The sequence below is a fragment of the Cupriavidus sp. GW823-FHT07A04 genome (genome assembly GCF_058794615.1).
In genome coordinates this window covers 138,179-154,737 of record NZ_JBXAHA010000018.1, presented here as the reverse complement: position 1 = coordinate 154,737, position 16,559 = coordinate 138,179, and the positions used below count along the sequence as shown (strand labels likewise).

General features: G+C 67.8%; 17 protein-coding genes, 1 tRNA gene and 1 pseudogene. 12 read left to right on the top strand and 7 right to left on the bottom strand.

The window, feature by feature from the left end; translation table 11 throughout:
* Nucleotides 1-13 precede the first annotated feature (13 nt).
* Both AC1Q7Q_RS28760 and AC1Q7Q_RS28755 read right to left on the bottom strand, forming a co-directional pair.
* On the bottom strand, nucleotides 14-799 hold the full coding sequence (locus AC1Q7Q_RS28760) for a dioxygenase family protein (protein ID WP_492373522.1): 786 nt from the start codon (nucleotides 797-799) through the stop codon (nucleotides 14-16).
* On the bottom strand, nucleotides 789-1,421 hold the full coding sequence (locus AC1Q7Q_RS28755) for a hypothetical protein (protein WP_492373521.1): 633 nt from the start codon (nucleotides 1,419-1,421) through the stop codon (nucleotides 789-791). The genes AC1Q7Q_RS28760 and AC1Q7Q_RS28755 overlap by 11 nt, the downstream gene beginning before the upstream one ends.
* Nucleotides 1,422-1,850: 429 nt before the next feature.
* Here AC1Q7Q_RS28755 and AC1Q7Q_RS28750 point away from each other — a divergent pair, with 429 nt between their 5' ends.
* Both AC1Q7Q_RS28750 and AC1Q7Q_RS28745 read left to right on the top strand, forming a co-directional pair.
* On the top strand, nucleotides 1,851-2,582 hold the full coding sequence (locus tag AC1Q7Q_RS28750; protein ID WP_492373520.1) for a response regulator: 732 nt from the start codon (nucleotides 1,851-1,853) through the stop codon (nucleotides 2,580-2,582).
* Nucleotides 2,554-3,735: an ATP-binding protein gene (locus AC1Q7Q_RS28745; RefSeq protein WP_492373519.1), complete on the top strand. Its 1,182-nt coding sequence runs from the start codon at nucleotides 2,554-2,556 to the stop codon at nucleotides 3,733-3,735. The genes AC1Q7Q_RS28750 and AC1Q7Q_RS28745 overlap by 29 nt, the downstream gene beginning before the upstream one ends.
* Nucleotides 3,736-3,766: 31 nt before the next feature.
* On the opposite strand, the gene AC1Q7Q_RS28740 is transcribed toward AC1Q7Q_RS28745, so the two are convergent.
* Nucleotides 3,767-4,909, bottom strand: coding sequence for an ABC transporter substrate-binding protein (locus tag AC1Q7Q_RS28740; RefSeq protein WP_492373518.1), 1,143 nt, complete (start codon nucleotides 4,907-4,909; stop codon nucleotides 3,767-3,769).
* Between the two features lie 207 nt (nucleotides 4,910-5,116).
* Here AC1Q7Q_RS28740 and hemN point away from each other — a divergent pair, with 207 nt between their 5' ends.
* Entirely contained in the window at nucleotides 5,117-6,718 is a 1,602-nt protein-coding gene (gene hemN, locus AC1Q7Q_RS28735; RefSeq protein ID WP_492373517.1) for an oxygen-independent coproporphyrinogen III oxidase, read from the top strand.
* A 64-nt stretch (nucleotides 6,719-6,782) separates the two neighbouring features.
* Here hemN and AC1Q7Q_RS28730 read toward each other — a convergent pair whose 3' ends face one another.
* Nucleotides 6,783-7,670, bottom strand: a complete 888-nt coding sequence (locus AC1Q7Q_RS28730; protein ID WP_492373516.1) for a c-type cytochrome — start codon at nucleotides 7,668-7,670, stop codon at nucleotides 6,783-6,785.
* 388 nt (nucleotides 7,671-8,058) lie between these two features.
* Here AC1Q7Q_RS28730 and AC1Q7Q_RS28725 point away from each other — a divergent pair.
* Nucleotides 8,059-8,134, top strand: a tRNA-Arg gene (locus AC1Q7Q_RS28725).
* A 142-nt stretch (nucleotides 8,135-8,276) separates the two neighbouring features.
* Here AC1Q7Q_RS28725 and AC1Q7Q_RS28720 read toward each other — a convergent pair.
* A complete protein-coding gene (locus AC1Q7Q_RS28720) occupies nucleotides 8,277-8,735 on the bottom strand; it encodes a GNAT family N-acetyltransferase (protein ID WP_492373515.1) in 459 nt (152 codons plus the stop codon).
* Nucleotides 8,736-8,813: 78 nt separating this feature from the next.
* Between AC1Q7Q_RS28720 and AC1Q7Q_RS28715 the strand changes: the two genes are divergently transcribed.
* The 6 genes from AC1Q7Q_RS28715 to arfB all read left to right on the top strand — a co-directional run bounded on the left by AC1Q7Q_RS28715 (nucleotide 8,814) and on the right by arfB (nucleotide 12,845).
* Complete coding sequence (locus tag AC1Q7Q_RS28715; RefSeq protein WP_492373514.1) at nucleotides 8,814-9,647, top strand: AraC family transcriptional regulator; 834 nt, start codon at nucleotides 8,814-8,816, stop codon at nucleotides 9,645-9,647.
* A 71-nt stretch (nucleotides 9,648-9,718) separates the two neighbouring features.
* On the top strand, nucleotides 9,719-10,627 hold the full coding sequence (locus tag AC1Q7Q_RS28710; RefSeq protein ID WP_492373513.1) for a DMT family transporter: 909 nt from the start codon (nucleotides 9,719-9,721) through the stop codon (nucleotides 10,625-10,627).
* 429 nt (nucleotides 10,628-11,056) lie between these two features.
* Nucleotides 11,057-11,422: a hypothetical protein gene (locus AC1Q7Q_RS28705; RefSeq protein ID WP_492373537.1), complete on the top strand. Its 366-nt coding sequence runs from the start codon at nucleotides 11,057-11,059 to the stop codon at nucleotides 11,420-11,422.
* A 46-nt stretch (nucleotides 11,423-11,468) separates the two neighbouring features.
* A complete protein-coding gene (locus AC1Q7Q_RS28700; protein WP_492373512.1) occupies nucleotides 11,469-11,876 on the top strand; it encodes a hypothetical protein in 408 nt (135 codons plus the stop codon).
* 91 nt (nucleotides 11,877-11,967) lie between these two features.
* Nucleotides 11,968-12,375 (top strand): lytic transglycosylase domain-containing protein, encoded by a 408-nt coding sequence (locus AC1Q7Q_RS28695; protein WP_492373536.1) that lies wholly within the window; start codon nucleotides 11,968-11,970, stop codon nucleotides 12,373-12,375.
* Between the two features lie 65 nt (nucleotides 12,376-12,440).
* Complete coding sequence (gene arfB / locus AC1Q7Q_RS28690) at nucleotides 12,441-12,845, top strand: alternative ribosome rescue aminoacyl-tRNA hydrolase ArfB (protein WP_150992873.1); 405 nt, start codon at nucleotides 12,441-12,443, stop codon at nucleotides 12,843-12,845.
* A gap of 9 nt (nucleotides 12,846-12,854) precedes the next feature.
* Here arfB and AC1Q7Q_RS28685 read toward each other — a convergent pair whose 3' ends face one another.
* Complete coding sequence (locus AC1Q7Q_RS28685; protein ID WP_492373511.1) at nucleotides 12,855-14,231, bottom strand: sensor histidine kinase N-terminal domain-containing protein; 1,377 nt, start codon at nucleotides 14,229-14,231, stop codon at nucleotides 12,855-12,857.
* Entirely contained in the window at nucleotides 14,228-14,896 is a 669-nt protein-coding gene (locus AC1Q7Q_RS28680) for a response regulator (protein WP_441635701.1), read from the bottom strand. The genes AC1Q7Q_RS28685 and AC1Q7Q_RS28680 overlap by 4 nt, the downstream gene beginning before the upstream one ends.
* A gap of 245 nt (nucleotides 14,897-15,141) precedes the next feature.
* Here AC1Q7Q_RS28680 and AC1Q7Q_RS28675 point away from each other — a divergent pair, with 245 nt between their 5' ends.
* Together AC1Q7Q_RS28675 and AC1Q7Q_RS28670 are read left to right on the top strand one after the other, a co-directional pair.
* Nucleotides 15,142-16,158: an ABC transporter substrate-binding protein gene (locus AC1Q7Q_RS28675; protein ID WP_492373510.1), complete on the top strand. Its 1,017-nt coding sequence runs from the start codon at nucleotides 15,142-15,144 to the stop codon at nucleotides 16,156-16,158.
* A 70-nt stretch (nucleotides 16,159-16,228) separates the two neighbouring features.
* A pseudogene (locus AC1Q7Q_RS28670) lies at nucleotides 16,229-16,537 on the top strand (ATP-binding cassette domain-containing protein); the annotation flags it as partial.
* Between the last annotated feature and the right edge of the window lie 22 nt (nucleotides 16,538-16,559).

Sequence of the window (16,559 nt, the reverse complement as noted above, 5' to 3'; positions counted from 1 at the left end):
GATCCCGTGGCCGTCAGGCGCGCGCGATGCCCAGGGTGAATTCGCCTTCCAGCGTGCCGGCCGCGTCCCGCAGGCGGCGTACCCGCAGCAGGTTGGGGCGCGTGCCGGCAATGCCGTCCTGTGCGTTTTGCACGGGCGAAGCGCCCCGCGCGCGATACGCGGCATGCTGGAGATGCACCTCGCGGCTGAGCGCATCGTCGAAGAACAGCTGGCTGGTCAGTACCTCGGTCTTGCCGAGATGGATCTTCAAGTGGATATGCACCGCGCGCGGCGCGTACCAGCCCGGGTAGATCGTCAGGAACTGCGCGGCGCCATCGGCGCCGGTGGGCTGCACGCCGCGCAGGAAGCGGGCGGGACTGGCCGGCACGGCGTGCATGCCGCCGCCGTCCGGGCCCTGGCCCGGTCCTTGCCCCGGGCCGGAGCCTTCCGCTGGCGGCGGCGGCATGCTGCCCTGGTCGTAGCCGCTGTAGCTGCCGCCGGCATCGCAATGCCAGATGCTGGCCAGCGCGCCGGCCACGGGCGTGCAGCCGCGGCCGGTGTCCACCACGAGTAGCCTGAGCCGCAGCAACTGGCCCGGCCGGCCATCGCGGATATCGGTGCGCACCAGCGCCTGGTCGATATAGAACGGGCCCTCGGTCAGGGTCGGCGTGAGCAGGCAGGCGGCAGGTTGCGCGGCGGCGTCGCCCGCCAGCCCGATCAACCCGGCACCGAGTGATCCTCCCAGTACACCGCCGAGGAAACGGCGGCGGCCGCCGTTAGCGGCTATCGGGCCTGCGTGGTCGAGGGGCTTACTGGGCATCTGGCGCTCCTTGTTGGTGAAGCCCCGCAGCGCCGGGTACGCCGAATGGGCCATTCGCGCCGAAGGCGCAGGGCATGGGCGCAGGTCCACGGCCGGGCATGGGGCCTGCCATGGCGCCGGGGAAAGGGTGGGGGCCGGGGCCGAATGCGCCCCGCGGCGAACCCGCCAAGCGGCCCTCCGGCATGTCGCGCAGGCGCTTACGCTGGCCGGCATCCAGGCTTTCTTCAAATGCGATCCAGCGATCGCGCGCGGCGCGGCGATCCTTGTCGAGCGCATCGTGCAGGCGGTCTTCCCGCTCCGCGCGGGCGCGCAGCGACGACTCGGGACCCTGCGGCTGGCCGGGGCCGCCGCCTTCGCGGACAAAGCGAGCCTGCAGTTCCAGCGCGTGCGCATGCGCTTCCCGCGCCGCGTCCAGGGCGGCTTGCCATAGGATGGCCTGGGCAGGCGTGAGCACCAGCGCTTCGCGCAGCGATGCGGGTGCCACCGGCCGGCCGTGGCCGGCAACTGCCTGCGGGCTGGTTTGCAGCGCGTGCGCCGGCAGCGTCAAGGCGCAGGCGCCGCACAGCACGGCAAGGGACAACAAGGCGCGGATGCGGGGCAGCAAGGCTTGGGGCTGGGTCACAAGGATTCTCCATGGAGGTCATGCGGGGAGAGGCCCGGGATTGCCGACGTGATGCCGATGGCTTCAAGCATAGCGGGGGCGCCGGGCTGCCGTGGCCTGCCGGTCAGGAACTGGCAGGCACAAAAGCGGCGGGATAACGACACGCCATATTAGAAAGGCCCGCCCGCCGTTGCTTGAGCGCTTGGTCAGCGCGCGGAAGCAATGCCGTACAAAGCGGGCCGCCGGGCGCGCCGCTTTGTATCAAGCCCGGTACAAAGCGGCCACACCCTGCCTATCAGGCCGCCGCGCCGGGCTGGTAGAGTGAATCCCTGGCGGCGGCGGCTTGCCGGGCCGCCTCAATCCGCCCAAATCCGCTGCAATACCGGCATGCCGGCGCACAAACCTGCCGCGAACGACGCGGCGAACCGCTGCAAAGCACGACGAAACCCGATGGACCATTCTCCCGCCTCGCCCCTTCATTTGCTGATCGTCGACGACGATCCGCAGATCCGCGCCATGCTGGCCGAGTACCTATCCACCTTTGGCATCGAAGCGGATGGCGCCGAGGGCGGCGCCGCCATGCGCGCCGCCATGGCCACGCGCGACTACGACCTGGTGGTGCTCGACCTCTCTTTGCGTGGCGAAAACGGCCTGACGCTGTGCCGCGAGATCCGCGAGCGCGGCGACCTGCCGGTGATCATGCTCACCGCGCGCACCGAGCTGGCCGACCGCGTGGTCGGGCTGGAGGTCGGCGCCGACGACTATGTCACCAAGCCCTTCGAGATGCGCGAGCTGGTGGCGCGCATCCACACCGTGCTGCGCCGTGCCCGGGGCGGCGGCGTGAAGCGCCCGGCGGCGGCGGGCGGCCATGAACTGCGCTTCGGCAGCTGGCGCCTGAACACCACGCTGCGCCAGCTGGTCGATGGCGAGGAAACCGTGGTGCCGTTGTCCAATGCGGAATTCCGGCTGCTGCTGGCGTTCATCGAGCATCCGAACCGCGTGCTGGATCGCGAGCTGCTGATCAACCAGGCGCGCGGCCGCGATCTCGACGTCTTCGATCGCAGCATCGACCTGCTGGTTTCGCGCCTGCGCCAGAAGCTGCGCGACGATCCGCGCGACCCGACGCTGATCCGTACCGTCCGAGGCGAGGGCTATGTCTTTACCGGTGCCGTCGAAGCCTGAGCGCGCGGGCTGGGTGGCCCGCCACGACTCCATGTTCATCCGGCTGTTCCTGGTGATGGCCGCGATCATGCTGGCCGTGCACCTGCTCGGCGTCACGGTCATCGAGAGCGTGTTCCCGCGCCCGGGGCATACCGGGTTCAACTTCGTTCCCAGCGACGAGATGCCGCCACCCCCGCCCCCGGGTGAAGAGGGGCGGCGGGGCGAGTTCCCGCCGCCGCCGGATGCCGAGGCGCGCGCGGACAACGGCCAAGGCGGAGCCGGGGCCCCAGTGCCGCCACGCCGCCCGCGCCGCACGCACGGTCTTGGGCCGCCGCGCCTGGGCCAGCTGTTCCAGCTCGCCGCCATTGTGGCCGCGTCCTGGGTGGGCGCGCGATTGCTGGCCAGGCCGGTCCAGCGCCTGGCCAGCAGCGCCGGCCGGCTGGCCCAGGACGTGCATGCCCCGCCGCTGGACGAAGACAGCGGCCCGGCCGAGGCTCGCGCCGCAGCCCAGGCCTTCAACCACATGCAGCAGCGCATCCGCACCCAGCTGGCACAGCAATCGCGCTTCCTGGCTGCCGTGTCCCACGACCTGCGCACCCCGCTCACCCGCATGAGCCTGCGCATCGAAGGCGTCGACGACAACCAGGTCCGCTATCGCCTGCGCCAGGACCTGGCGGAGATGAATGGTCTGATCGATGCCACCCTGTATTACCTGCGCGAGCGCGACGGCGCCGCCGCGCCGCGCCAGCGGGTGGACGTGCATGCCTTGCTGCAGGCCGTGGTGGACGATGCCACGGAAGTCGGCCAGGACGTCACCTTGTCTGGCGACGCCGAGCCGCTGCTGGCCTATCCGGCTGAACTGCGCCGGGCCGTGGTCAACCTGGTCGAGAACGCGCACCGCTACGGCGGCAGCGCGTGCATTGAACTGGCGGACAGCCCCGAGCGGGTGGTGATCGATGTGTGCGACAGCGGCCCCGGCATTCCGCCGGAGGAAATGGCGCGCGTGCTGGAGCCGTTCTACCGGCTCGAATCCTCGCGCAACCGTGCCACCGGCGGGGTCGGCATGGGCCTGTCGATTGCCGCGGATATCGTTGCGCGCCACGGCGGCGAGCTCAGCCTGGCCAACCGGGCGGAGGGCGGCCTGCGGGTGCGCATCGTGTTGCCGCGCGCCTGAGCCGCGGGCGGCCCGGTGCCAGCGCTACCGCTCACCGTGCCGTGCCGCCCCCCATTGCCGCAAGCTGCACATACTGCGAGCCGCGCGAGCCGTGCGTGAAATCCAGCACGAAATCGCCCACGTCGACGCGGGCCTGCAGCGCGCGCCGCAGGTCCGCCGGGGTGGCCCCGCGCGGCGCGGCCAGCGCCGTGCGCACCAGCCAGGCCGCGCCGATATAGCCGGCCAGCGTGGCCGGCGAGGCGGGTTCGTCCAGGAACTGCTTCATCCGGCCCACGTGCTCCTTGACCACGCGCAGGGTCAGGTCCTGCGGCCCGGGGGCGATCTGCGTCAACACGATGCCGCCGGTGTAGCCGGCGCCAAGAATCTCGCGTGCCGCCAGCGAATTGACCGCCGACAAGCCCACCAGGAAGCCGTACCAGCCCCGCGCCGCCAGCGCGCGGCCGAGGTTGCCATAGGCCAGCGTATCGCCCGCCACGATCACCGCGGCCGGGCGCGCGGCGGCGATGCGTTGCGCCACCGCGCCGGCGTCGCTGCCCTTGCCCGCATCCAGCGTGAGTGCCTGCAGTCCCGGCTCCTGCTCGGCCTGGCGCCGCCACGGCGTGCCGCTAGCCAGGCTGCCGGCCGCAAAATCCGGCGCCACGGCCAGCACCAGTTGCTTGAGGCCATAGCTGCGCAACTGCCGGATGGCCGCATCCAGCTCGCTGCGGTAGTCGGCCCGCGTGTACCAGACGTGATCCGCCGCGAGCGACAGGCCTGACAACGGCGCCACGATCTGCACGCCGCGCCGGGCCAGCTCGGGCGAGGCGGCCAGCACCGGCAGCAGGGCATCGCTGGGGCCGAACAGCAATTCAGCCCGCTCCCCGTCAACCAGCGACAGCGCCTGCGCGGTGGCCGCGCGCGGATCGGCGTCGACCTCGCGCACCACATGCACCACGCGCGGCTCCCGCGCGCCGGCGTTGGTCGCATCGAACATCACTTTGGCCCCCGCCAGGTAGTCGCGCGCCAGGTCGGCCTGGGCGCCGCCCCGGTCCACCAGGTGGCCGATCACCAGCGGGCGGCGCGGCGGCGCCTGCGCCAGCAAGGAGGCAGGCGCCAGCATGGCGCTGCCAAGTGCGGCCAGGACCCGGCGGCGCGGCGGTCGTGCGGGGTTGGCGATCAGGGAAGAAGCGTGCATGGGAATCCGCGAGGCCAGGTGCAGAGCAATTGCATGATTGGGGAGAGCGCCGCGCAGCCTATACGGCCCAGGTGACGCTGGCATGACGCCGGCCATGTTCCGGCCGTGGCGCGCGGCATGTCATGGGCCGCGGCTTGACCCCGGTCAACGCAGGCGCGGGCGGCGCGCCCTACGATGGGTCATCGAATCCACGACAAAGGCCGCCCCATGGCTGCGACTGCCCCCGCCCAGTTCCCCAACGCAATGCCCGTCCCCGTTGCCGTCCCGAGCCAATCCCGCACCTGCTCCGGCAAGTGCGGCGCCGCCTGCACCGGCAAGCCGGCGGGACGGGGCGCGGCAGCGCCGGACCGGCATGCCTTGTCGGACTTTCGCGCGTTGGCGGGCCGCATGGATATCAACGGCCCGCGCTACACCTCCTACCCGACGGCGGACCGCTTCCACGGCGGCTTCGGCGCGCAGGACTACCAGCAGGCGCTGGCCGATTGCGCTGCTAGCGCCACCCACGCCGCCAACACGGCCAAAGCCGCCGCACCGCTCTCGCTGTACGTGCACGTGCCGTTCTGCGAGAACATCTGCTACTACTGCGGCTGCAACAAGATCATCACCAAGGACCACCGCCGCAGCGCCCGCTACGTGGACTACCTGGCGCGCGAGATGGCGCTGGTGGCGCAGCAGCTTGGCACGCGGCGCGAGGTGGTGCAGTCGCACTGGGGCGGCGGCACGCCGACCTTCCTCGATCCCGCCGAGATGCGCCGGGTCATGGATGCGCTGCACCAGCACTTCCACCTGCTGCCCGAGGGCGAGCACTCGATCGAGATCGACCCGCGCCGCATCGGCGACGCACAGATGGCGCTGCTGGCCGAACTTGGCTTCAACCGCATCAGCCTGGGCGTGCAGGATTTCGACGCCGAGGTCCAGCACGCCATCCACCGCGTGCAATCGCTGGCCGAGACGCAGGCGGTCGTCGACGCCGCGCGCCGGCTGGGTTTCCGCTCGGTCAGCATGGACCTGATCTACGGCCTGCCGCACCAGACCACGGCGCGTTTTGCCACCACCGTGGAGCAGGTACTGGCGATGCGCCCGGACCGGCTCTCGGTGTACAGCTACGCGCACCTGCCGCACGTGTTCAAGCCGCAGCGGCGCATCGATGAAAGCGCACTGCCGGCAGCCGCCGAAAAACTCGACATCCTGGTCGGCACGATCGAGCAGCTGACCGCCGCGGGCTATGTCTACATCGGCATGGACCACTTCGCGCTGCCGGACGACGCGCTCGCCGTGGCCCAGCGCGAGGGCCGGCTGCAGCGCAACTTCCAGGGCTATTCCACCCACGCCGGCCATGACCAGCTCGGCTTCGGCGTTTCGTCAATCGGCGCAGTGGCGGGCCGTTACGTGCAGAACGCCCGCACGCTGGATGACTACTACAGTGGCCTCGACGCCGGCGTGCTGCCGGTGATGCGCGGTTTCGCCATGCGCGACGAAGATCACTTGCGGCGCGATGTGATTGGCGCGCTGATGTGCAATGGCGTGTTGGATATGGCGGCGGTCGAAGCGCGCCACCGCATCGATTTTGCCGTGCACTTCGCGCATGAGCTTGCGGAGCTGGCGCGGCTGGCCGAAGACGGGCTGGTGCGCTGTGAGCCTGGCCGCATCGAGGTGACTCCGCTGGGGCGTTTGCTGGTGCGCCGCCTGGCCATGGTGTTCGACGGCTTCCTGCGCGAAGATGCCCGGCGCACCGAGCCCGCTGCCATCCGGAGCGCTGATGTAGGTACGCCTTTGCCGATGCCAAAGCGCTACTCGCGCGTGGTTTGAGTCACACCGGAAAGCAAAAAGCCCGCGGCATGCCGCGGGCTTTTTTGTTGAGAGCTGCTTGCGCTTACTTCGAAGCGTTGGCCATGTAGTCCACTGCGGCCATCACGTCGGCGTCGGGGCCGGCGTAGCCGCCCTTCGGCGGCATCACGCCCTTGCCCTTCAGGGCGAAGGCGTGCACGGCGTCCATGCCTTCCTTCAGGCGCGGTGCCCAGGCTGCCTTGTCGCCGAACTTCGGCGCACCGGCAACACCGGCTGCGTGGCAGGCGGCGCAGACTTGTTCGTAGACCTTCTTGCCTACTTCGGCGGAAGCCGGCGCGGCAACTGCAGCAGCCGGTGCGGCGGCAGCGGCAGCGGGGGCAGCTGCGGGAGCGGCCGGAGCAGCGGCGGCTGCAGCCGCCACCGTGGCGTCCGAAGCGGCAGCCGTAGCCGGAGCAGCAGCGGGCGCGGCGGGTTCCGGGAACTTGGCGCCACCGGCGTCGGCCATGTAGACCACGGCGCGGCCGAGTTCGTAATCGGAGTAGTCGTCGGCGGTGGTGCCGGCGCGGGCTTGCATGGCGCCCTTGCCGTGCAGCACGGAATTCAGCAGGCCAGCAAAGCCCTGGCCAATACGCGGAGCCCAGTCACCGGCAGTGTTGTACTTGGGCGCGCCGGCAGCACCGGTGGCGTGGCAGGCAGCGCAGACTTCCTTATAGACCTGCTCGCCCGTCTTGTAGACGCGCGGTGCGTTCGGGTCCTTCAGTTCGAGCGAGGCGACCGGCTTGATGCGGTCATTGACAGCTTCCACGGTAGCGGTAGAACCCGCGCCTTCCTTGGCACCGTGTCCGACAAAGTTGACCAGCAGGATGATCACGATGATTGGCACCAGGAAGGCGGCAATCACCACAGCGATCAGCTGCTTGGGGGTCTTGATGGGAGACTCGTGTTCGTCTTGTGCGTTATGGACGTCGCTCATACTCAACTCTCAATTTTGCAGGAAACCTGTGGCCGCTCGCGATCGGCTGCTTATGTGGCCGCTTGCTCGGTGGCCAATTCCCCCTGGCCAATTGCGCGCATCGGACTATTATCCGGTGCCAACTGCCCCGAAACGGGCCAGCCAGCAGGGCGCGGCACCATCATCCCCGGACCTGAAGTGGACGTTGCGCAGCCCCGTTTTTACACAAATAACTCGCGATTATAGCCTCAAAGACCTACCGTATGGAGGCAAAAGCGGCTTGCAAGAGACGTCATCTGGCTGCACTTTTCAGCCCGGCGTGGACGTCTTTCGCCAAACACGGTATGCTATGCGACTTTCCGGCAGCGGCACTCGCGCGCTGCCCGCGTTGTACCCCGTCATACCCTGTGCGCCCGTAGCTCAATGGATAGAGTACTGCCCTCCGAAGGCAGGGGTTGCTGGTTCGATCCCAGCCGGGCGCACCAATCCTGACAAGGGATTGCGGCACTTCCCTCCACTACCTTGAACGCCCACTGTAGCTAAATTGCACCTAGCTTCAGTATCGGCACTTCTGTCAGTGGCATCACCCCAGCTTCCCCATTTCCTTGCCTCCCGTTTTTGGCCGGCCTAGAGGATCAGCTTGTAGCCTTCGTGGCTGGCAACAAAGCCAAGCCTTTCGTAGAACCGGTGCGCATCCGCACGGCCCTTGTCGGTGGTGAGTTGCACGATGGCGCATCCGCGGGACCTGCATTCCGCGATCGCCCATTCGAACATCTTCTGGCCGAACCCTGCGCTGCGAAACGGCGCCGCGATGCGGACCGCTTCGATCTGCCCCCGCCATGCACCTGCGCGGGCGATGCCGGGTATGAACGACAGTTGCAGCGTGCCGATTACCGTGTCGCCATCCACGGCTACCACGAGACGCTGATTCGGGTCCGCAGCGATGGCGTGGAAGGCGATAACGTACCTTTCGTCCACGGGCGTGCTGACGATCTCTCGCTGGCTGCCAAGCGCATCGTCCGCCAGCAATGCCACGATGGCGGGAAGATCGGCCAAGACTGCAGACCGGAAGAGGATGTGTTCCATGTCAGAACCGGGGGTAGCGCAACGCTGAAGGGTGAGTATATCGTCGCGCAAAAGAGAGAACAGAATGGGGAGCACGGAATGCGCTCAGGACAGTTCAGGATCCTTCGCTGCGAGATGCCTGGCGTGGAGGCCGTCGAGGCGAGCACGCGCCACACCTTTGCGCGGCATACCCACGAGCAATTTGGCATTGGCGTGATCTGGCAGGGCGCGCACAGGTCGCACAGCGGGCGCGGCATGGTCGAGGCGGGCCCGGGCGACATGATCATGGTCAACCCGGGCGAGGTGCACGATGGCATGCCCATCGGCGACGCCGGGCGCTCGTGGCGGATGCTTTATTTCAATCCTGCATGCATCGCGCGGGCCAGCCTGGACCTGAGCGAAGGCAGGACGAGGCAGTGCGAATTCCCTAGCCCGGTCGTCAGCGATGCCGCGGTGGCGGCCAGCTTCCAGCAGCTCTATCTGCTCGTTACGGCCGGCGGCGGCGCTGGCTCGGATCTGCAGTGCGAAGCGATGCTGCTCGCCCTGCTGGCACGGGTAGCGGAGGCCGGCCTTGCGCGCAGCGCAGGCGCGCAGGCGGGGGCACAGGCGGGGGCACAGGCGGAGGCGATCGCTCGGGCGCGCAGCCTGATCGACGATGATCCGGCCGCAGCCGTCTCGCTGGCCGAACTCGCCGAGGTTGCCGGGCTGAGCCGGTTCCAGCTGCTGCGTGCGTTTTCCAAGGCAACCGGGCTGACGCCGCACGCGTACCTCTTGCAGCGACGCATCCATCTGGCTCGCGCGCTGATTGCCCAGGGCAAGGCCCTGGCCGATGCGGCCGCCGCCAGCGGCTTTGCCGACCAGAGCCACATGACGCGGATGTTCGTGCGCCAGTACGGCGTGTCGCCGCGCGCCTATGCAGCCGTGGTGAGCTGAGCTGCAATTTCATTCAAGACTCGATGCGCCGGCCCGGCTAGCCTGCTGCTTTTCCATGGCGGGGGCTGCGCATGCCGGGCAAGCGGGGAAGCTATCTAGGGTATTGCTATCTGACCCTTGCGATGGTGCTGGTTGGCAGCACCGTGATTGCAAGCAAAGTCATTGCGTCCGGCCTGCCGCCGTTCACGGCCACCGCGCTGCGGTTCGCGATCGCCTTGCCTTGCTTGCTGGGCGCGTTGCGGCTGACCGGGGCGTCGTGGCCAAGGCCGCGCGGCCGTGACCGGATCACGCTGGTGGTGCAGGCGGCGGCGGGCAGCGTGGGCTATATGACGCTGCTGATCTCCGGTCTGCGGCTGACCTCGGCCGCGGATGCTGGCGTCATCATTGGTACGCTGCCCGTGGTATCGGCGGTGATTGCGATCCTGCTGCTTGGCGAGCGGCCCCATCGTTTCCTCATGCTCGCGATCGGGCTGGCCACGGCTGGGATTGTCATGGTTGCCTTTCCTTCCGGCGCCGGCAGCGGGCATTCCCTGCTCGGTAACGCGCTCGTCCTGGGAGCCGTAGTGTGCGAGGGGCTGTTCATCCTGCTCAACCGGCGGCTGGACCAGGCGATTGCGCCACTCGCGCTATCAGCGGTCATGTGCGGCATCGGGCTGGTCGCATCCGCGCTGTTTGCTGTGTTCGAGGCGCCGTGGACTTTGGCGTTTTCCACGCAGGCGGTGGCTGCGGTGATCTACTACGCAATCGTGCCAACGGTCAGCGGATTCCTGCTGTGGTACGCAGGTTCGGCGCGCACGAGCGGCAGCGAGGCAGCGCTGTTTACCGCGCTTGCGCCAGTGTCGGCGGTTGTGCTGGCGGCGGTGTTGCTGGGCGAGCGGGTCAGCGTGGCCCAGGTGGCCGGGGTCGGTTGCGTGCTCCTGGCTGTGGCAAGCCTGCTACTGGTGCGGCCGGCAAGCCAGGACGCGGTGCAGGGTCCTTGAGCGCAATCATTGCGCTGCGCGCGTTGTGCCGTTGATACAGCTGCGCGCGCCTCGGCAGGATTTGCGCAGCGGCGGAACCGCCGCCGGCGATTTCCGGCGGCGCTCGCGGTATGGCGCGTGGAGCATTCCGGTCTTGCGCCGCGCGGCTTGTCGAGCACGTGCCTTCCCGGAAAGTGCCATGACCGGCGCGTAGCCGCACCTGCGCGCGCTCCGGCTGCCCGGCGCGAGGCACTGTCAATCCGCAAACAGAAGCAATTTCTCCCCTTAATTGCGCCTTTTCGCCCGATCGGCCCAATGCGTAAATGGCCCGCATTAAACGCCTAGGGAAGCCATTCCATGTGCCATATCGCAGACAAAGTGCCCCGCGAACGGACGCGCCGGGCCGTCGCTCACTCTCGGCTGCAGGGCGCGTGGGCAAAGCGCCTGGCGATGCCGCTGGCCGGCTCGGCAGCCTTGCTCGCGCTGGCGGGTTGTGCCCAACTGCCTGCCACTGCGACGGCGGACGCGCCGGCGCCGCAGAGCACGATTGTGAGCTTCGTGATCCCGCCCGATGCGCTTGGCGCGCGCGATGCGCAACTCGCGGCCGTGCTTACCAAGGCCGGCGCGCTGGCGGCCCGGCAGAAGCAGCCGGCGACCATTGTCGTCACCGCGCTCGGCCAGGACTTGCCCTACCTCAACCAGGCGATCTGGAAAGGCGTACCGGCACAGCGCACCACTGCCGTCCACCTCGAGAACCTGACGGCCGGCACGAGCCAGCCGTACAGCGTGACGATCAAGACGGCGCAATCGCAGTAGCACCGCGACAACACTGCAATAACACCGCAACAAGGAGCTGCAGCCGATGCACCGCCTCATCCTGTTTGCCGTCAGCCTGGCGCTGGCCATGCCGGCCCTTGCCACCGAGCCTGGCGCCGATGTCCGTCCTGCCTTGCCGGCAGCCGCACCGGCGGCGGACAAGGTTTATCCACCGCTGCCAACCCTGGCCATGTTGCCGCCCGCGAGCGGCAGTGACGAGCTCAGCGCGCCGCGCGTGGGACACACCGCCAGGGCCCGGATCAAAGCGCTGCCCGCGCCGGAACGCAAGAGCCTCGCGCCGGTGGTGCGGCTGGTGGTTTCGGACACCTCGCGTGCGTACCTGGACACCATTGGACGTCAGCTCGACCTGGCCCTGCAGCAGTCGTCCCCGCCCGGGTCGGCTGAAGATCATCGCCAACGTCTGGCAAGCGAGGGCATCAATCGTGTCCGTTAACACCCATACGAAGGCAGCCCGCCTGCGCCCGCACCGCGGGCATGCCGGCACGCTCGCGGGCAGCTTGCCGGCGGTTTCGCTGTTGCTGCTGATGATGTTCCATGGTGCGGCCCGCGCGCAGGATTGCTTCGAGCAAGCGGGCACCTACCAGGGCGTCAATCCCTCGGTGCTGCGTGCCATCGCGTGGTTCGAGTCGAAGGGCGATCCCGCCGCGGTGAACCGCAATGCGAACGGGTCGATCGACGTTGGGCAGTTGCAGATCAACTCGGTGCATTTCAACGACCTGGCACGCCACGGCGTGCCGAGCCGCGCGCTGACCGACTCGTGCGTCAACGTCTATGTCGCTGCCTGGCTGCTAAAGCAAAAGATGGTGAGGCATGGCAACACCTGGCGCGCCATTGGCGCCTACCACTCCGAATCGCCGGGGCAGCGCGACGCTTACGCGCGCAGCATCCAGCGAATCCTGGTGGCCTGGGGCGAGCTGCCGTCGGCCCGCTAGCGCATGGGTAGTGCATGGGTAGCGCATGGGAGCGGGCCGCATCGGCCCTTGCTATCATGCGTGCCATGCAGCCCGACATCACCATCCTCCACACCGAATACGAGATCACCGCGATCCGCGCGCAAGGCGCGGGCGGGCAAAACATCAACAAGGTGTCCAACGCGGTGCACCTGCGCTTCGATGTCCGCGCCTCGTCGCTGGAGGAAGGGCACAAGGCGCGGCTGCTGCAACTGCATGACCACCGCATCACGCGCGACGGCGTGGTCGTGATCAAGGCGCAGCAACACCGCAGCCTGGAGATGAATCGGGAAGAGGCGGTGCAGCGCCTGCACGACCTGGTGCGCAGCGTGGCTACGCCGCCGCGCACGCGCCGCCCCACGCGGCCCACCTTCGGCTCGAAGATGCGGCGCCTCGAGGGCAAGAGCCAGCGCAGCCAGGTCAAGGCGCAACGCGGCAAGGTGGTGGACTAGGCGCGACGCTCAGGCGGCCAGAGGCAGGCGCACCGTCAGCGTGACGCCGCGCCCGCCGATGCCCGGGCTCAGGCTTACCTGGCCTTGCGCCGTCAGCACGATCTCCTTGACGATGGCAAGCCCCAGGCCACTGCCTTCCTGGTTCGGCAGCGCGTTGCGGTAGAAACGATCGAATATCTTGGGCCGCGCTTCTGCGGGAATGCCAGGACCGTTGTCGCTCACCGCGAGGACGGCACTGTTCGCCTCGAGGGTCAGGGCCACGGTGACCTGGCCTTGCGCCGGCGTGTAGCGGATCGCGTTGTCGACCAGGTTCGATACCACGGCTGCCATCATCCACTCGTTGACGCTCACCCGTGCACTGTCGACCGCCAGCTCGGCGCCCAGGTCTATACCCTTGCGCTGCGCCAGCACCACCATGTCTTCCAGCACGTTGGTCACCAGCGGCACCAGGTCCGCGCCTTGCTGCGCGGCACCGGCACTGCGCGCGGCTTCCGCCTGCGACAGCAGCAACAGCTTGTTGGCCAGGTTGGTCATGGCCTGTGTGCTGGTCTCCATCGAGCCGAGGATCTCGCGCAGCCTGGCTTCATCGTCCACCCGCGCGGCAAACTCCAGCTGCGCTCCCAGCACCGCGAGCGGCGTGCGGATCTGGTGCGCGGCATCGGCAATAAAGCGCTTTTGCTGGCGCACATATTCGTTCAGGCGCTGGATGCATTGGTTGATCGCCTCGACAATGGGCCGCAACTCCTGCGGCAGGTCGATTGCGCTCACCGGTACCAGATCCATCGGGTCGCGTCCCGCCACTTCGTCTTTCACGCGCAGCAGCGGGCTCAGCTCCACCGTGAGCCCGATCATCACCAGCCCCACGGCCAGCACCAGCATCACCACTTCGCGCAGCAGCGCCGGCATGCGCAGGCTGCGAACCAGCTCGTGGTTGCCGATCAGTGTCTGCCCCACGGTGACGGTGACCTTGCGGGCCTCGCCGGAGTCGAACATCGTGCGGGTGGCTTGCACTACCCGCACTGGCTGCGACTGGAAACGGGAAGAGTAGAACACCGGGCTGGCGGCACCCGCCATCGGTGGCTGCTCAAAGCGCGGATTGCCGGCCAGGATCCGGCCGCGATCGTCGACCACGTTGTAGAAAACGTGGTCGCCATAGGGCGAGTCGAACAGGGACAGCGCCGACGGTGGCACCTGCACCGTGATGCGTCCGTCCGCCCACGCGATGTGGCCCGCGATGACGTCGGCCGAAGCTTGCAGCGCGCGGTCTTGCACGCGGTTTGCGGTATCGGCCGCACTCAGGTAGGCGGCATAGCTGCTGATGCCCACAAAGCCCGCCAGCGGCACCAGCAGCCATAGCAGCAACCGTACGCGCAGGCTGTGGATCATTGCTTTTGCTGCAGCAGGTAGCCCAGGCCGCGCAGCGTCATGATGGTGGCCTGGCAGCCCTCGAGCTTCTTGCGGATGCGATGGATATAAATCTCGATGGCGTCCTCGCTAGCCTCCTCGTCGAGCGAATACACGCCCGACATGAGGCTCGCCTTGGACACGGTCTTGCCGAGCCGCATCATCAGGATTTCCAGTGCGGTGTGCTCTTTCAGGCGCAGCGAAAGCAGCTCGCCCGCGACATAGAACTGCCGCGTGTCGGTGTTGTAGGTGAGGTCGCCGCAAGCCAGTTCGGCTTGCTTCTCCCCGGTCTGCCGCCGCGCCAGGGCTTTGATGCGCGCGACCAGTTCCCGCACTTCGAAAGGCTTGACGAGGTAGTCGTCGGCGCCCAGGCCCAGGCACTCCACTTTTTCGTCGATCGACGCGCTTGCCGTCACCACCAATACCGGCACGTTGTTGCGGCGCGCGCGCAGCCGGCGCAATACGCTCTTGCCGGCCAGGCGCGGGATCTGCAGGTCTAGCAGCACCACGTCGTAGCTCTGCGTCTGCAGCAACTGATCGGCGTACTCGCCGTCCAGCGCGGTATCGACCATGAAGCGCTCTTCCTTCAGCAGCCTCGCTAGCCAGTGGATGAGCGAAGCGTTGTCTTCGATCAGCAATACCTTCATGAACCGCTCTGGTGAGGACCTACTGTTGCCGGGGTCTCCTTTTACCACTGCCCGCCACGCCGCAGACACAGCACCGCATCGGGATATTCCCTGAGATGCGGCGAAAGCTGCGTGAAGGTTTGCGCTGCCTAGAATGCTTCGAACCCCGCGCTGTGGCCCCGGCGAGCGCGGAGGCACGCCGTAACCAGAGCCCAATCATGCCCCGGCCACCAAGACCTGGCGCCAGCAAAACAAGGGAGACAAAGATGAATGCATACAGGAAGGGCGCGCTTGCCATGGCCTCCGCAGCACTTGCGGCACTTGCAGCTGCGCACACGGCGCAGGCGGCCGATGGAAAGCTGTCGATCATGGTGGGCGGCGCGACCAAGATCATCTACCTGCCGGCCAGGCTGACCGAGCAGCTGGGCTACTTCAAGGAGGAGGGGCTCGATGTCGAGATCCTCTCGCAGCCGGCCGGGGTCGACGCCGAAAACGAACTGCTGGCCGGCGCGGTGCAGGGCGTGGTGGGCTTCTACGATCACACCATCGATCTGCAGAGCAAGGGCAAGGAAGTGGAGGCCGTGGTGGTGTTCGGCAAGGTGCCGGGCGAGGTGGAGATGGTGGCCACGCGTGCGGCCGGCCAGATCAAGAGCATGGCCGATGTGAAAGGCAAGACGCTCGGTGTGACGGGCCTGGGCTCGTCGACCAACTTCCTGACGCAGTACCTGGCCTTCAAGGCGGGTGTGGCGCCCAGCCAGTACACGGTGCTGCCGGTCGGCGCCGATAACAGTTTCATGGCCGCGATCCGCCAGAGCCGCATCGATGCCGGCATGACCACCGAGCCCACCATCTCGCAATTGCTCAAGACCGGTGAGGCGCAGGTGCTGGTCGACATGCGCACGGCCGAGGGTACCACCCAGGCGCTGGGCGGGCTCTATCCGGCCTCCAGCCTTTATATGCAGCGCACCTGGGTGGAAGGACACAAGGAGCAGGTGCAGAAGCTGGCGCGCGCCTTCGTCAAGACCATGCGCTTTATCAAGACCCACAGCGCTGAGGAGATCGCGCAGAAGATGCCCAAGGACTACTACGGCAATAACCGCGAGCTCTACGTCAAGGCCCTGGGCGCCTCGCTGCCCATGTTCACCGACGACGGCAGAATGCCCGCCGGCGGCCCCGAAACGGTGCTCAAGGTGCTCGCCTCGTTCGATCCGACGGTCAAGGGCAAGCACATCGAACTGGGCCGCACCTTTACCAACGAGTTCGTCGACCGCGCCGCCAAGTGAGGCGCCAGGCGAACAACCGGTTCGCGCCGCCGGCGCGCGCGCACTGCAAGGAAACCTCATGACCAATACCATGCCGCAAGATGCGCCGGCCATCGAATTCGAGCGCGTCTCCTGCCGCTTCATCGCACCCGATGGCACTGCCACCGTGGCGTTGCGCGACTTCTCCATGTGTGTGGGCAAGGGCGAGTTCGTCGCCATTGTCGGGCCGACGGGATGCGGCAAATCGACCACACTGAGCCTGATCACCGGCTTGCTCAAGCCGAGCACCGGCGAGGTGCGCCTGATGGGCAAACGCGTGACCGGCATCGATCCGCGCATCGGCTTCGTGTTCCAGGCCGATGCGGTCTTCCCGTGGCGCTCGGTGCTGCACAACGTGGCGGGAGGGTAGATGTTCTGCTGAG

What these genes read in the sequence shown, in the direction of transcription:
- hemN (WP_492373517.1), top strand. Translation starts at nt 5,117, where the DNA reads ATGGCTGCGACTGCCCCCGCCCAGTTCCCCAACGCAATGCCCGTCCCC.
- AC1Q7Q_RS28695 (WP_492373536.1), top strand. Translation starts at nt 11,968, where the DNA reads ATGATGTTCCATGGTGCGGCCCGCGCGCAGGATTGCTTCGAGCAAGCG.
- AC1Q7Q_RS28700 (WP_492373512.1), top strand. Translation starts at nt 11,469, where the DNA reads ATGCACCGCCTCATCCTGTTTGCCGTCAGCCTGGCGCTGGCCATGCCG.
- AC1Q7Q_RS28750 (WP_492373520.1), top strand. Translation starts at nt 1,851, where the DNA reads ATGGACCATTCTCCCGCCTCGCCCCTTCATTTGCTGATCGTCGACGAC.
- arfB (WP_150992873.1), top strand. Translation starts at nt 12,441, where the DNA reads ATGCAGCCCGACATCACCATCCTCCACACCGAATACGAGATCACCGCG.
- AC1Q7Q_RS28745 (WP_492373519.1), top strand. Translation starts at nt 2,554, where the DNA reads ATGTCTTTACCGGTGCCGTCGAAGCCTGAGCGCGCGGGCTGGGTGGCC.
- AC1Q7Q_RS28705 (WP_492373537.1), top strand. Translation starts at nt 11,057, where the DNA reads ATGCCGCTGGCCGGCTCGGCAGCCTTGCTCGCGCTGGCGGGTTGTGCC.
- AC1Q7Q_RS28710 (WP_492373513.1), top strand. Translation starts at nt 9,719, where the DNA reads ATGCCGGGCAAGCGGGGAAGCTATCTAGGGTATTGCTATCTGACCCTT.
- AC1Q7Q_RS28675 (WP_492373510.1), top strand. Translation starts at nt 15,142, where the DNA reads ATGAATGCATACAGGAAGGGCGCGCTTGCCATGGCCTCCGCAGCACTT.
- AC1Q7Q_RS28760 (WP_492373522.1), bottom strand. Translation starts at nt 799, where the DNA reads ATGCCCAGTAAGCCCCTCGACCACGCAGGCCCGATAGCCGCTAACGGC.
- AC1Q7Q_RS28730 (WP_492373516.1), bottom strand. Translation starts at nt 7,670, where the DNA reads ATGAGCGACGTCCATAACGCACAAGACGAACACGAGTCTCCCATCAAG.
- AC1Q7Q_RS28685 (WP_492373511.1), bottom strand. Translation starts at nt 14,231, where the DNA reads ATGATCCACAGCCTGCGCGTACGGTTGCTGCTATGGCTGCTGGTGCCG.
- AC1Q7Q_RS28720 (WP_492373515.1), bottom strand. Translation starts at nt 8,735, where the DNA reads ATGGAACACATCCTCTTCCGGTCTGCAGTCTTGGCCGATCTTCCCGCC.
- AC1Q7Q_RS28740 (WP_492373518.1), bottom strand. Translation starts at nt 4,909, where the DNA reads ATGCACGCTTCTTCCCTGATCGCCAACCCCGCACGACCGCCGCGCCGC.
- AC1Q7Q_RS28715 (WP_492373514.1), top strand. Translation starts at nt 8,814, where the DNA reads ATGCGCTCAGGACAGTTCAGGATCCTTCGCTGCGAGATGCCTGGCGTG.
- AC1Q7Q_RS28680 (WP_441635701.1), bottom strand. Translation starts at nt 14,896, where the DNA reads ATGAAGGTATTGCTGATCGAAGACAACGCTTCGCTCATCCACTGGCTA.